At 54.6% G+C, this 14835-nt stretch carries 9 protein-coding genes and 1 pseudogene; 8 read left to right on the top strand and 2 right to left on the bottom strand.

Features of this window, described 5'->3' with window-relative positions; genetic code table 11:
• Positions 1 to 132 precede the first annotated feature (132 nt).
• From H5U36_01125 to H5U36_01100, 6 genes are all read left to right on the top strand, one after another.
• Positions 133 to 981, top strand: coding sequence for a hypothetical protein (locus H5U36_01125; GenBank protein ID MBC7216786.1), 849 nt, complete (start codon positions 133 to 135; stop codon positions 979 to 981).
• Positions 982 to 996: 15 nt separating this feature from the next.
• Complete coding sequence (locus tag H5U36_01120) at positions 997 to 2175, top strand: hypothetical protein (protein ID MBC7216785.1); 1179 nt, start codon at positions 997 to 999, stop codon at positions 2173 to 2175.
• 12 nt (positions 2176 to 2187) lie between these two features.
• Positions 2188 to 3549, top strand: coding sequence for a hypothetical protein (locus H5U36_01115; protein MBC7216784.1), 1362 nt, complete (start codon positions 2188 to 2190; stop codon positions 3547 to 3549).
• A gap of 35 nt (positions 3550 to 3584) precedes the next feature.
• Positions 3585 to 3920, top strand: a complete 336-nt coding sequence (locus tag H5U36_01110) for a hypothetical protein (GenBank protein MBC7216783.1) — start codon at positions 3585 to 3587, stop codon at positions 3918 to 3920.
• A gap of 43 nt (positions 3921 to 3963) precedes the next feature.
• Positions 3964 to 4782 carry a PKD domain-containing protein gene (locus tag H5U36_01105; GenBank protein MBC7216782.1) on the top strand — a complete coding sequence of 273 codons (819 nt, stop codon included), beginning with the start codon at positions 3964 to 3966 and terminating at the stop codon, positions 4780 to 4782.
• A 465-nt stretch (positions 4783 to 5247) separates the two neighbouring features.
• Positions 5248 to 5700: a hypothetical protein gene (locus H5U36_01100; GenBank protein ID MBC7216781.1), complete on the top strand. Its 453-nt coding sequence runs from the start codon at positions 5248 to 5250 to the stop codon at positions 5698 to 5700.
• Positions 5701 to 5750: 50 nt separating this feature from the next.
• Here H5U36_01100 and H5U36_01095 read toward each other — a convergent pair whose 3' ends face one another.
• Positions 5751 to 8354 (bottom strand): heavy metal translocating P-type ATPase, encoded by a 2604-nt coding sequence (locus tag H5U36_01095; protein MBC7216780.1) that lies wholly within the window; start codon positions 8352 to 8354, stop codon positions 5751 to 5753.
• A 153-nt stretch (positions 8355 to 8507) separates the two neighbouring features.
• Between H5U36_01095 and H5U36_01090 the strand changes: the two genes are divergently transcribed.
• Both H5U36_01090 and H5U36_01085 read left to right on the top strand, forming a co-directional pair.
• The gene (locus H5U36_01090; GenBank protein ID MBC7216779.1) at positions 8508 to 8999 is read left to right on the top strand and encodes a nucleotidyltransferase domain-containing protein; all 492 of its coding nucleotides are present in this window, start codon (positions 8508 to 8510) and stop codon (positions 8997 to 8999) included.
• Positions 8996 to 9458 (top strand): annotated as a pseudogene (locus tag H5U36_01085) (HEPN domain-containing protein). Before H5U36_01090 ends, H5U36_01085 begins: the two are co-directional and overlap by 4 nt.
• Positions 9459 to 9689: 231 nt before the next feature.
• On the opposite strand, the gene H5U36_01080 reads toward H5U36_01085, so the two are convergent.
• The coding region (locus H5U36_01080; protein MBC7216778.1) for an alpha-2-macroglobulin family protein at positions 9690 to 14835 on the bottom strand (5146 nt) is incomplete at its 5' end.

The following is a 14835-nucleotide window of genomic DNA, read 5'->3' as shown; positions in this document are numbered from 1 at the left end:
GAAGGACCTGTTCTTGGGCAAAAAGTCCTGGAAAAGAAACTTTTTTGGGACTTCTGACCCAGAAAATGAAGCGTAAAGAGGATACCCAAAAATCACCCCACTTTTGTACAATGGAAAGAGGAGGGGGAGATTATGTGGAAATTCATTATCTGCCTTCTCGGTGCTGGGTGTCTCCTGGGGGTGCTCCTTCCAACATGCGGGGGATGGGCGCAGGAATCTCTCCCTCACCTTCTCCTTGACCGTCAGACAGTATCCCTGAGCGAGTGCCTCCCCGGCAATACCTATGAGGAAAAGGTACACCTCGTCCTGCGGAGTACATCTTCCCGGTGGGCTGTCCTCGTCAGTACCGAAGCCCCAAAGAAGAACGAAGAAGTCCTGCAATGCTTTTCCCTTGAGGGCCCATGGGGCACCGTGAAGGGCCTTGAGGAGGGAACCCACAAACTCATGGAGGGTAGCGCACTCAGGGAAGACACTGTGGTAGAGGTCAAGCTCCTCTTTGAGCCTGACTGGAGAATCCCACCCGATACGTACCAATTCTTACTCCTCTTCCAGCATGTTACAAAAGACGGGGGACCAGGGGAACCCCCGCTTCCCCTCGAGGTGAAGGTAGAGGCTCGCGAAAAGGTGCTCCTTGAGGCCGAGAAGAAAGGTACCCTGAACCTCGTCGTCCAGGGACCTCCGGGGCTCTACCCTCTTGAGGGGTCGGTGGTGATTCGCGGGAAATCCAATACCGCTCCCTGGAAAATCCTCCTCTCCACCAAAGGGTTGCGAGGAGAAAAGGGTGGCCTTATCCCTCCCGCCCGTATTTTCCGGAAAGTGAAGGACACATACATCGCTCTCGAAAAAGGGCTGGAATTTGGCCCCTTTGACAGAGGGGAAGTGGAAATCGTCCTTGACAACCTCTATGTGCAGACGGTCTTTTCCGACCAGCCCGACACGTACCAAGGGGAGCTCTGTCTCCTGTCCCTGGTAAGAGAGTAAAGGAGGGTAGGCACAATGCGGCTTTCAACACGCAGGTACCTGATAGGGATTCTTTTCGTTTTTCTTCTTGCCGTGTCCTCTCCGGCCTTAGGAGAGGAAGAGGAGGTAGCACCCCTTGTGACGAACGTCTTCATCGACACCGATGTGCGGGAGGTTCTGCAGGATGTGGCTACTCAGGTTGGAGTGCCCATCCTCTGCGATGACACAGTGACGGGCATAGTGAGCCTTGAGCTCAATGAGGTTCCTCTTGAGAAGGCTCTCGAGATGATACTTGCTCCCCTGGGCCTCACCTACACGAAGATGGAAGGCTACTACCTTGTGAGTGCCGGGACCACGGACAGTCCCGCTTTCAAGAGTATGGCGAGGACGGTAAAACTGGGATTACGGAGTCTGACTGCCGATGAGTTCGTCAAGCTCCTCCCGGAGTACTATGCCCAGTTCACCAGAGCCAAAGAAGGGGCTCGCTTTGTCGTTGTAACCGCACCGGAGGAAATCATCGAAAAGATCAAGGACATGGCAGCCACAATCGATGGTCCCCAAAAGCAGGTGGTCATCGACGCCGTGGTGACGGAGATATCTGGAGAAGAAGCAAAGAACCTGGGCATAGAGTGGGGAGGGACGAGGTCTGGAGGGTACACCTTACAGTTTGGGGAGCTGGCAAGCATTGGGGGCGTATTCCAGCGCTTAGAACGCATCGTGGCCACGCTGAGCTTCCTCGAGCGGGAGGGGAAAGCCCGAATCCGCTCCAATCCCCGTCTTGTGGTGCTGGACGGAGAAACGGGGGAAATCAGCGTAACGCGGGATGAGTACTACGCCATCACCACCGGCACCACCGCCTACCCCACCACAAGCCTTGAAACCATCTCAGCCGGAGTCGTCATGCGGGTGACACCGTACATTGTCGGCGAGGATGAGGTCGTTCTCAACCTTGCCCCCGAGGTGAGCAACGTCGTGGGTTCAGGCATTCAGGAACTCCCGGTCATCAGCAGGCGCAAGGTCAGCACCACAGTACGGGTCAAAAGCGGGGAGACCCTGGTCATTGGGGGTCTGCGGCAGCTCATCGAGGTGACCACAAAGAGCAAGGTTCCCTTCTTTGGGGACCTCCCTCTCATCGGAGGTCTCTTCCGGAGCCACAAGACGGTGAGCGAAGATAAGGACATCGTTATTCTCATCACGCCGACCATCGCGCAGTGAAGGAGGCAGGAGGTGGTCTCCAAAAGAGTTTCCCTTGTTCTTTTTAGTCTCATTGCGGTGCTTTTTCTCTCCGGTCCTGTTTGTGGCAAGGAGTTCATTGACCTTTTCTGCCCCGGGGTGGAGCGGAAGGAGGCCATTCTGACCTGTGCTTTCCAGGCTGGGGTGGAAGTGGTTTTTCTTGAGCCGGTTTCGGGAACAGTAAACCTCCGCAAGGACCACGTGCGCTTCGAGGAAGCACTCTCCCTCATCCTCAAGGGCTCCGGTGTTTCCTGGTTCCGGGCAAACGGCGTCTACTATATCGGTACACCTTCCTCGACAGAATTCCTGCGGGACGGAATCCCTTTGGAGCGTTACGACCTCCACTTTGTGAAGGCCGAGGAGGTCATCCGTGCCCTGCCACAGTACCGCGATGCCCTCGTACCCGGAGGAGAATACCTGCTTTTTGTTCTCGGGGAAGAGCCGAAACGAAGGTCCATCCTTGAAAAGGTCAAAGCCTTAGATGCCCCCAAGCCTCATATCCTTGTCCGGGCCCTCGTGGTGGAAGGGCGTAAAGAGGAACTTGAACAACTGGGGATCACCTTCCCCAAAGACACGGTGAGTATCACAGTGCAGGAGGTAGACCTTGGAGGACCGCTTGCGCGCCTTGAGACGCTTAAGGCGTACCTTGAGGGCCTTGCGGAAGAGGGCAAGGTGACCGTGCGGTCTGAAGCAGAAATTCTCGTCCTTGAGGGGGAAGAAGGAGAAGTATCGACAACGGGCGAAGTGTACTACCCAATCCAGAGTGGCTCTCAGAGAGAGGTTCTGTCCGTGGAGAGGTTAGACGTTGGCACCACGCTGAAGGTCCGTCCTCACAGGATTGCCGAAAACACACTGCTTCTTGATGTCACCCTTGCGACGAAAAACCTGGCGAAGACGCGACGCACTGCGCTTTCTGTGATCCAGCGGACATTCCAAACGTCGGTTATCGCCCAGGAGGGGAAGGTCATATCCATTGCAGGGCTTGAAGAGGAGGGAAAAGAAAGGGTCTCCAGGAAGAGAACCGCACACCGCACCAGGGAAGAGGGAAAAAAGCTTGTCCTCTTCCTCCAGGCAGAAAAAGAGCAATCCCCGTCTCGAGAAACCATTGCAAGCGTGAAAGCGAGGGGAGAAATTGTTGTGCAGGAACCAGGACCTCTCCACAATATGGAACTCCTTGCTTTCTCCGCATCTCTGGTGGGAAAGCACTGCGCTTTGCCGTGGCTTGGCATCGGCCTCAAGTGGCAAGAAGATATCTCCTGGCGCCTTGAAGGAAACCTGCTCCTTGCACCTTCGGAAGGAGGCAAGGGAGAGTTAGAACTCCGATACTATCCTCAAAAAATGAATACCTGGCGATAACCTGGAAAGGCTCGTGGGGAGAGGGATCTCGCTCGGTGTACTCCCTGTCCTTCGGAAAGGAGGGACTCCTCACCTCTCACCTTGCCTGGCATGTTCGCCTGGGGTACCATCTTTCCAAATTCCAGGAACTCTATTCCGCTCTTCTTGAGCTCTCCCACCGCGAGGGAAAGCTCTCTCTAAAGGGAGGGGTAAAGTACCAGTGGAATACCCGCGCGAGTAATCTATGGGCCCAGGCAGAAGGAAATTTCGCCCTCTCAGATAAGATTGCCCTCGTTCTTGGATACCGGAGGCGGATGATGGGTGAGCCATTTGGGCTCTCCGACGAGATGGACTTTGAGGGGCTCTATGCTGGCATCTCTGTGAAGCTATAGAGGAGGAATGGGCATGGAAAGAAAACTGTTCCCTTTGAGCATCATGGTGCTTGTAGCTATGCTCCTTGCTGGGGGGTGCAACTGGTTCGAAAAGGGGCTCTGGAATATTGTGAACCCAGAAGCCGAGGTGCGGATGTACTACTCCTTTCAGGAACCTCCCGACATCGGGGGACCTGATAAATTTGAGCTACTTCAGGGCATCACTTTTGACCTCATCATCTACCCCCTCAACGAAGTGGGATTCACCATAGAAGAATTGAGGTACATTTACTCTACCGAGGAAGGTGACGTCGCAGGGCTGACAAAGAGGTTACTCCTTGCGTACTACGTTCCACCAAACTCTTCCCTGGAACCCACCATCCCTAACCCCGGACAGGCAAGTCCCTATGTTATTTCGAATCTACCTCTCTTCTTCCAGGATACCATCGACTACCTCTGGAAGAACTATGGGACCAAGAATCTCTTCCTCACCCTGAGGGCTTCCATCCGAGATGATGGAGGCCATTCCATGGAGAAGACTATCGTGGCTAACTTTCCCGTCCTCCAGTTCGGAGAGGACTTTTGGCCGCCTACAAACGTCACCATCACTCCCAATGGACTCACCGTTTCCGTAGGAACAACACTTACCTTTACTGCTCAAGCTGAGGATGAGTACAAAATAGAGAGCTACCAGTGGTTTGTGAGCGGAGGGGGAACACAGGGCTACAGCGGGAGCAGTTGTCCCTCTGCTTTTTCTGCTTCTGGTCCGACCTTTACCTACACCTTCACCACCCAGGGAACGTATACAGTGATAGTCAAGGTCTGTGATGTGGCTGGAAATTGTTCTTACGGTACGGCTACGGTGACCGTTAAAAGTTCCTGAGGGGGTGAGATCATTTGATTGGGTTCAGGCCCAGGACTCTTTTCACTGCAAGGTGCAAGCCACTCCACCCCACACCTGGAACAACCCATGATGCCTTACATCCTGTGCTAATTGAGCCAAGGACTTGCTGGCGGAGGTGACTTCCTCGAGAAGCATTCCGTTCCCTGGTTGAGGCAGAAACCTTTTGAGGAGATGGCATGTTTCCCTCAGCAACTGAGGCTACAGTAATTCCATAACATCCTTTTCACCAGGGTAATCCAGGTCTTCTGGAGTCCTCGTCTTGAATCTAACTGAGTCACTCGATCCCAACCAAGGAAGGGGGGTAAGAACGAAGAGCACGACAATCATCAAGTTTAAAGTACTCCTCGGAAACCAAGCTGTGTCCCACAAGGAGGGGAACACACAAACCGCAGAACAAGGTGCGTCCGCTGGCGTCGAGGAAAATCCCTAAAGGAGGGTGAAAAAATGAAGGAGAGGAAGGTTATTCTCATCCTTCTTGCTCTGTGGGTTTTTCTCCTTTGCGGCTGCAGTGGAACTGCCACTACCGTAAGTGACCAGGAGAAAATAGAAGCCACCATAGAGAATTGCTTCAAGGCCCTTTTCTCCTCTGATCTCGAGGAAGCGAGGTCTTACCTTGTACCTGGTGGACCACTTGATACGCGACTCAATTCCCTGTATGAGCAGGGTGCTGAGCTCATAGAACCTCTTGCTCCTTGTGAAATCACTGCAGACACTGAACTGATTAGTGTCGAGATAAATGGAAACCGTGCTGAAGCAGTTCTGAGCTCGATAGAGATCTGCGCTACCTGTCCAGGTCAAGCAGAACCCTCTTGCTTTCCTTTTCGACCTTCTCAAGGGGATGCAACATTCCAGTTAGAGAAACACGATGGAAAGTGGCTGATATACGATGTAATATAACAGGTTGAGGACCCAAGGACCGGGTTTGACCCGGTCCTTTTTCCACATCCTCACTTACTCAGCGAGGCAAAGGCAAAGAATACAGCGACAAAGAAGGCAGCCAGAAGGAAAGGGGCAAAAGCGGAGAGGAGGTCTTGCCTTCCTGGCGTAAAGCGCCGCAAGAGAAGGGCATTCGAGACGACCGAAACGGAACTCAAGGCCATGGCAAGGCCGGCGAGTTCTGGCCGGAGCACAAGACCCCAGGGAGCAAAAACCCGAGCAGCAATAGGAATGCCGAGGACGTTGTAGAAGAGGGCAAAAAAGAGGTTCTGCTTGATTTTCCCTAAGGTCGCCCGGGAAAGGGCAAGGGCCAACGCTACATCCTGAGGATTCCCCCGGGCGAGGACGATGTCCCCCGCTTCAAGGGCAATGTCTGACCCCTGTCCCATGGCAATCCCAAGATCGGCCTGGGCAAGGGCAGGGGCATCGTTGATACCATCGCCCACAAAGGCGACCCGCTTCCCTTCCCTCTGGAGTTCCCGTACGATGGCGACCTTAACCTCGGGGAGCACTTCGGCGAAAACTGTCTCAATACCAAGTTTCCCCGCCACCGCCTGGGCCACCCGCTGCGCATCCCCGGAGACCACGGCTACCGAAAGGCCCATGCGCTTGAGGGCCACAACTCCCTCTTTTGCCGTTTCTTTTGGAGGATCAGCAAGGGCAAAAAGCCCCAGAAGGCTTCCCCCTGAGCCCAGGGCAACGACAGTCTTCCCCTCCTCTTCGAGATGGGCAATACGATCCCTGTATGATTCGAGGGAGATTCCAAGGGTTTCGGCAACGAAGGAAGGACTCCCGAGAACGTACTGGACGCCGTCAATTACTCCAACGAGGCCCTTCCCGGGAAAAGCAGAGAGCTCGGTGACTTCAAAGAGAGAAATGGACTCCTCCTTTGCCCTCTGCAGGAAAGCTGAGGCAAGAGGGTGCTCCGAACGAGCCTCAAGAGAAGCGGCAACGGCAAGTGCCGTCCTCTGGCTTCCTGAAAAGGCAATCACATCGGTGATTTCAGGCTTCCCCCGGGTAAGGGTTCCGGTCTTGTCAAAAATAACGACGTCTATGTCCTTCGCCCGCTCGAGAGACTCCCCACCTTTGACAAGAATCCCCAACTCCGCTCCCCTTCCAAGTCCCACCATAAGGGCCGTAGGCGTTGCAAGGCCCAGGGCACAGGGACAGGCGATGACCACAACCGAAGTCATGGCCATGAGAGCGAAAGAGAGGGAGGCCCCAAAAATGAAGTACCACACAAGGAAGGTCAGAGAAGCTACAAGGAGAACCAACGGGACAAAAACACCGGCGATGCGGTCGGCAAGGTTCTGGACGGGGGCTCTTGAGCTTTCTGCTTCCTCCACCAGGCGAATGATACGGGCAAGAACGGTATCTCTTCCTACCCGGCGGGCCACGAACTCGAAGCTCCCTGCCTGGTTCACCGTTCCGCCAAAGACGGTATCTCCCGGCTTCTTCTCAACAGGAATACTCTCCCCGGTAAGCAGCGATTCATCGACTGCCGCGTAACCTCGGACCACCTCCCCATCCACCGGTACCGTTTCCCCAGGACGCACAAGGATAACGTCTCCCTCAGCGACTTCAGAAAGGGGGATATCAACAAACTCTCTATCCCTCCGGACTCGGGCCGTCTTGGGCTGAAGGGCAAGGAGTTTCTCAATAGCCCTGGAAGTACGCCTTTTCGTTTCCGCTTCAAGCCACTTTCCAAGGAGCACAAAGGTGATAAGAAAAACCGAGACCTCGAAGTAGAGGTGTGGTTTTTCCACCCCGTGCTGGAAAAGAAAGGACCGGGAGGCAAGAACATACCCAAGGTAGAGCACCAGGCTGTACCCGTAGGCTACCGAAGTTCCAATGGCAATGAGGCTATCCATGCCCAAAAGGCGGAGTCGCACCTGGGTGAAAAGACCCCGGTAGAATGGCGCTCCAAGGATGAACTGGACGAAAGTGGCTACAAGGAAGGATACAAGACCCATGAAGGGATGGATGAATTCCCAGCCGGGGAAGCTCGGGGTAAAATCCAAGACCATGAAAAAGAGGAGAGGAAGGTTCAGGGCAAACGCCCATAGGAATCTCCGACGGGCAAGGGAAACGGCTGCATCCTTTCTGGAAGAAGGGGTACCGACTTCTTCCTCAGGAAATGCCCCATATCCTGCTCCCTTGACTACTTGAACAAGGTCTGGAACGGAGACGGCATGGGGGTCAAAAACCACCCACGCCTTCTCGGAAGCAAAGCTCACCTGGGCTTCCTTGACTCCTGGGGTTTCACGGAGTTCCCGTTCGATGAGAAGGGCGCATGAGGCGCAGTGCATGCCAGAAATCTGGAGGGTAACCCTCTTTGTCCCTGGCGCATCCCGGGCTTTCTCTTCCTCTCCGCTTGAGGGCTCATTCTCTGTCTCCTCTTCCTTCTCAGGACTTGCTTTGTAGCCAAGCTTTTCTATAGCCCTGACGAGATCGGCAACACTCACAACTTCAGCGTCGAAAACTGCAACCCCTCTTTTCTCCGCGAAGTCCACCTGCGCTTCCCTGACCCCCTTGATGCCCGAGAGCTCACTCGTGATGAGCTTTGCACAGCTTGGGCAGTGCATTCCCTCTATGCGAAGGTAGACACGACGCATGGTCCTCACTCCATTTCCTACCTAAATTATAGATTTACTAAAGTATATCACACGTCCGCGGAATAATCAAATTGGCGCAGGATGCAAGAGACCGCTCCGGAGATAAAAAGCGGGTTACGAATGGTACAATATACGGGGAATAGAAAGACCGCTATGCTTAAAGAGAAATTCAGGCAATTAGAAGAGTTGCTTGTAAAAGAGCTTCTTGCCTTCTACCAGGACCGACTTGTTTCTGTGGTTCTCTTTGGCTCTGTGGCGAGGCAAACGCAGAGGTACGATTCCGATGTCGACGTGCTCATAATCGCCAAAGACCTTCCTGAGGGCAGGATGAAACGTGTCCAGGAATTCGAAAACGTGGAGCAAAGACTTGAGCCATTTCTAAAAGAGCTTGCCAGAGAAGGCATCAATACCTACCTGTCACCGGTACTCAAGACTCCTGAAGAAGCCCTTCCCGGTTCCCCCCTTTTCCTTGATATGGTCGAGGATGCAAGGATACTCTTTGACAGAGACGGATTCTTTGAGAAAGTGCTCGAGAGGCTCAAAATGAGACTGTCAGAGCTCCATGCCAGAAGGATATGGAAAGGCGATGCCTGGTACTGGGACCTAAAACCTGATTACAAACCAGGGGAAACGTTCGAACTATGACCAACATCACGTTAGCCCAGAGCTACCTCAAGAAAGCCACGGACAGACTGGATGTACTCGAGGTTCTCCCTGGGAAAGGAGCTTACTCTGACGTCGTCAAGGAAGCCCAGAAGATTGTGGAGCTTGCAACGAAAGGAATGCTCCAAGCTGTGGGCATTGAACCTCCCAAATACCACGACGTCGGTCCCCTTATCCTCGAACATGCTGATAGATTCGTACCCATTCCCAACGAAGAGCTCCAAGAGGTGGCAGCAATATCGAAAAGGCTCCAAAGAGAGAGAACTCTCCTTCTACGGCGACATAGACTTCATTCCTACCGAAGAGTACAAAGAGGAAGATGCCCGAAAAGCCATAGATGACGCTCATTTTGTGGTGGAAATCGCCAAGAGCGTCATCATGGCAAAAACAGCCCGACTGATAACAGCTCTAACTCTGGTCTTCGTTTCTAACGGGCTATGACCATCTCCTTCCCCAGCGTGCTTTTGTGAGGGCTGCAAGCCCAAAACAATCTCACGTCCCGGAAACGAGAGGTTGCTTCGGAAACAAAAGGACGGAGCAGTCTGAGATTGTTCCACAAACGAAAACCACGAGGTTCACAAGAATTCCTCTTGAAGGTCACTGCAAGCAAAGTAGCTTCATCTTTGGGCAGAAAAGAAAAAACCCTGGGGGAGGGACCCCCAGGGTGTACCTCTACTCCACCTTCAGCGTTCCACCACCGGAAAGACTCGAAATCCCAGGGTTGTACATGCACTCAGCTTTGACCGGAGGAACGGTGAAGGTTCCGGAAGTGACCGCGGTGGTACGGTACCGGTAAGAAACCTTACCCTCAAGGTAGGAGAAGAAGATGAGAATTCTATCGTCCCGACGGTCCACAAAAGCAGGAACGATGCCCTCTTGAGGCTCCTCAGACAGCGTAGGCTCAAGTCCTCCGGGGAGAAGGTCAACGATAACCACGTTCTCAAGAGGCGCTGGTGCCTCGATGTCAAGAAGAACCACCACCTCATCGCCTTTCTCTACAGCACCGTTCTCGAGGGGGTTGCCGTCCCGGTCAAGGTAGGTCTTCCGCACCTGAATCCCCCGATCCCAAGGTTCTGGAGGAACAAGAGGAACGCCGTCAGCAACAAGGGCGTAGAAGAGACGAGCACCACCTTCATTCGTCAGTTTCCACGGTGAAGGCGGCAAAAGTGCTATATCAATCGCTGCAGCATCTTTTTCGGTGAAAGAAGCGAGGATGTTTCCTCTCTCATCAGAGAGTCGCGCCGAGAAGAGGCCACCCCTTTTCTCCTGAGCATAGTACCGGGAAAGGGCAAAGAGGAGGAAAGCTCCCTCCTGAGTCGTTAAGTACTCCCGTTCGGCAATTGCTTTTTGGAGATTCGCCACAAGGTTTGCCGCTTGAGCATGTGTTGGGTCGAGTTCAAGGGAAAGGAGAAGAGCAAGGGCTCCCTCCCGAAGAGGAGATTCAAGAACTCCTCCGGTCTGAGGCTCTCCGTAGAGAGACGGAGTGTAATTCCCGGCAAGATTCTGTGCCAAGTCTCTCTGGCCAAAAGATGCGTACGTCAGCGCAAGGAAGAGAAGCCCCGAATTCCGAAGGTAGAGGCGTTTCTCCCGGAGTTCCTCAAGGGTGGCAAGGGGCCGCTCTCCAAAAAGGGAGAGAACGTAGGCAGCATAAGCTTTGGTGGTGTAGAAGTCCTGCAAGCTTTCGTCATCGGTACCGTATGGCGGAGCAACGAGGAAGCGGAGGAGGTAATCCCGGGCAGCCTCAAGGGGTTCCCGAGGGATTGCAACTCCACGGTCCAGAGCGCTGAGAAGGAAATGGAGTGCGTACGCCGTATTCCAGGGGGTACTCTCGCCCTGGGGCCAGGAGCTGAAGCCGCCGTCGTACGTCTGAAGGGAGAGAATCCGGCGAATTTTCCGGTCAAGGAGCCTTGCGGCGAGCTCCTCGGGAGCCAGAAGGGGGTCCTCTTCCTTCAGGTGCTCAGGCAAAAGCAGAGCTACCCAGGCGCTTGAGACCACCTGTTCAAGACAGCCGTACGGGTAGTCCCAGAGGAAGGTGGCGATTCTCCTCAGGTCGACATCCGGTGTCCCCGAGAGGAAGAGTTTCCCGTTCAGGGTTGCAGCGATGAAGTCTCTCGGCACCTCCACTGTCACCGTCTCTCCCGGTTCCACCTTTCCAGTGAGCACTACCGGGATTCTCGGGAAGGGCGGACGAACCGGGAAGCGGAAAGTGGAACGCTTCTCCTCTCCATCCGCACGGACGGCGAGCTCCAAAGTAGCATCGCCCACAAGCTCTTTGGCCCGCGCCGTGAAGAGAACCATCTCCTTTCCTCTCGGTGGGAGCTCAAAGGAAGCATCCTTCGGCATGACCTCAAGGAGGTCATTCGCCACGAGGGCCAAGGTGACCGAGGAAGGAGTATCCTTCTGGGAAAAGACGGTAACAGGGAGTACAAAGGAATCTCCCGGGGCGAGAACTCTTGGGTGGGTGAGCTCGAAAACAAGGTCTTCCTGAAGGGTAACCTCCCGGGCACTGCTTCCGAAGCGGTCGTCCTTAAAGACTACCGCGACCACCCGAAGAGTTGTGGCCACATCGGGAAGGTCAAAGGTTGCGGTAATTTCTCCCTGGGCATCGGTTGTGAAATCCGGGGCAAATACGGAAACGATTCGGAAAAGCGCAGGGCGAAGGAAAGAAAGCTGTGCTCGAAGAAAAGCCTCTTTCGGAGCTCCTCCGGCAGGATGGAGAAGAGGCGTCGTTTCAGGCTCTCCCAAAACGAGGCTGCTGTAGAGGTCAAAGGTCCCAACCCCTAATCGGCGTTTAGCGGTGAAAAAGCCGAAGGGATCGGGAACAGGTTCATCCGTAAGGGTAAGGATGCCCACATCGACAAGCGCAAAGGTCACCGAGGCACCAAAAACAGGATTCCCGGAAGAATCTGTGACCTTAGCCCTAAGGGAAAGAGGTTTCCCCGGCTTTGCTCTATCTGGAACTTCGAGGGTAACCCCGAGGCGGTGACGACTCGCTTCAACAAAAAGCGGTACTACTCCAAGGGCTCGAAGAGGCAAGCCTTCCTTAGGCGCACCTTCCTGGAGAACGACAAGAGAACAGTAGGCGTTCGGGAACATTTCACGGGTGACCGGGAAACGAATCTCTCCGCTTTCAGAAACATCAAGAACTCTTGCAGAAACTATCCGGTCCGTTTCTATCGTGAAGAGGGCTTTTCCGGCAAAAGGTGCCCGGTAGGACAAAACTGCCTCTTCACCCTCGGCGTAGCGGGGTTTCCCCAAGGCAAGAATCACCCGATCCGGGAGCGCTCCAGGTCCAAGGGCAAATCCGTATCGACCAAAGACGAAGAGACGTCGAGTCGTGGTGCTTGAGGAGGCAGGGTCCGTCACCTCCACAAGGTACTCTCCGTAGGTTTCCGGGGTGAAGGTATAGGTACCCTTCCCCTGGGGCAGAGAGACAGTCTCTGAGACCTCGGGAATCCGCTCCTCCTCTTCCCGGTACCGGAGACCTCCACCTTCCTCAGGAGAGGAAAGAACGAAGTGACGGAGGATGCGGAAAATGCGGATGGTTGCTTCGGTTTCCTTCAGATTGCCAGAGGGGTCAAGGGCGACAAGGCTCAAGACTATGGGTTCTCCCGGTTCGAATTCCTTTTCCGGAAACGCAAGGCCAAAGTACAAGGGGTAGGGGAAAACAGAAAAGGTAGCGCTTGAGGCTACCGGTCGACCTCCGGGGTCGCTTGCAGTGACCGTGACCTTTCCGGTGAGTGCAGCCGGCGGGCGGAGATCAGAAGGAATGGTGAAGGAAAAGGTTGCTTTCCCTTCAGCATCGAGCACCCCCTCCCCAAGGGACAGGGTCACCGGGGTAAAAGAAATTTCCCCGTTCCCAAAGGTGTACGTAGCAAAATCCGGAGGGGCAAAAGGGGCACTCTCGAAGGTCACCTGAGCGCTGTAAGGGAGACTATCGGCCTTTCGGCCGAAGAGGTACTCTCCCGAGATGGCAACAGTCACATCTTCTCCGGTCCTTACCGAAGAAGGATTCGCAGCAACCTCCAGGCGAATGCGAGGCGGGACGAACTCCTCAACAAGGAAGACTTTTTCCGCAAGGAGGGTCTTCCCATCGGGAAGGGAAAGCGAAAGGGTATAGGCACCTGTTGGGGCGTTCTCGGGGATGGCAAAGGCGAGCGTTGCGCTTCCCTGGGAGGACAGCGTCTCGGTGATCTCTCCTATACTTCGACCAAGGGGGTTCCTGACCACAAACTTCACGGGAAAACTCGGGGGAAGGGAGAATTGCGGTCCCCGGACGATGGCCTGGGCACGGAGTTCTTCCCCAGGCCGGAAAACTCCCCGGGGGAGAAAGAGGAAGGCCTCGTAGCCTTTGCGCAGGTACTCTTTCCCCGTGACATCAAACCCTGAGGTGGCAAAAAGCTCTCCCTCTAAGGTCACAAAGGAAAGGTCCCTTTCCGTTTGAACGGTCACGATGTAAGGGGTTTCCTTCTCACCCCAGGGAACGTCCCGAGTACCGAGGAAAACCCCTTCTTCGTTGCAGGTCCCCTCGAAGAGGAGCTGGTTAGTCCGGGAGAAAACCTTGACCCAGGCTCCGGAAAGGGGAGAACCGTCACTCAGAGAATTGGCCCAGACGAGAATCCCCTGGGGGAAAACCTTCGCCACAATGCCGATATCGGTGAAGGCAAAGAGGTACTCCGCAAAGGCCCAACCATTTTCGCTTGCATCCTGGGCAACAAGGAGATACGTCCCTTTGCGGCCTCCGGTGAGACGAACAAGGTCTATGGCTTTCCGAGCCAAGGTATTCGGGGGGCTATCGTTGAAAACGGTATCCTCCCGGACAAGCTCTCCCAAGGCCTGAGCAGGAACCTGAGGGAGATTGGCTAAGGCAATGGGAATATTGTTGTCGTAGAGCCGCCAGAGCGTAAGCCGTACCTTCGGGACGTTCACAAGGGTTACGGGGATTCGAGCCCCCAGGGAAGAACTCACGTAAAGCCCCGCAACCGGGAAGGATATGGATGGGTAGAGGTCCGGGATAATAACCGCCTGAGTGAAGTCGGAAAGGAGTTTTGCACCGTTTCTGGCCTGTGCTCCTTTCTTCACCGTGATGACTTTTCGTTCCCGCGGCAGGAAGGGCCCGACAACGGCGAAACCCCCGTAGCTTCGGCGAACGGTGAATGGACCTTCAGGAGTCACCTGAATGAAAGGGGTAAGCTGTTCTGGATCAACAGGAGTCGAGGTATTGAAGGCGATGACACACCGCTCAGGCGATTCAAAGTACACGTAGTACCCAAGAATCTCAAAGGCATACGTTGCCGTAATCACTTTCCGGTACACACTCTCAAGGCCAAGGGGTCCTCGCTCGCTTGTGAGCCCCTCGGTAATTTCCACCGTGAGGGTCGGGCTTTCAAGAGGCGCTGTGGTCACGTAGAGGCGGGTACTTGCCGGACCAAGGGGAAGAGAATAGGGAATCTCGTTTCCCTCAGGGCCAAAAAGCACAAGGAATCCCCGAAGCTTTTGAGGTAGCACCGGTAAGGAAAAGGAACACTCAAGAACGACCCCGCCTTCCGTGGTGTAGTCCACTTGCTTCACGTCAATGACTCGAAGAGGTTCCGTGAAGAGAGTGAAATCGTGCCGTCCCGCAAGGAGCCTCCCCCGCACATCGCGGAAATCATCCCGAAAGCGGAAGGCATACCGCGTCGCCTCCTGAAAAGCCCCCTTGGGTTTGAGGACCAGAGTCCTCTTGTCCTCCCAGAGGAACTGCCCCGAGATTGGTGGGGTGATGGAGAGGGGAAGGAGGGAGAAAACCTTTGAAACTCCTACTTCCTCTACCGGCACG

Origin of the sequence: Candidatus Caldatribacterium sp., assembly GCA_014359405.1 — a bacterium.
Taxonomy (GTDB): domain Bacteria; phylum Atribacterota; class Atribacteria; order Atribacterales; family Caldatribacteriaceae; genus Caldatribacterium; species Caldatribacterium oleiphilum.
The sequence above is the reverse complement of the archived record's forward strand: the minus strand, read 5'-3'. Positions and strand labels throughout refer to the sequence as shown.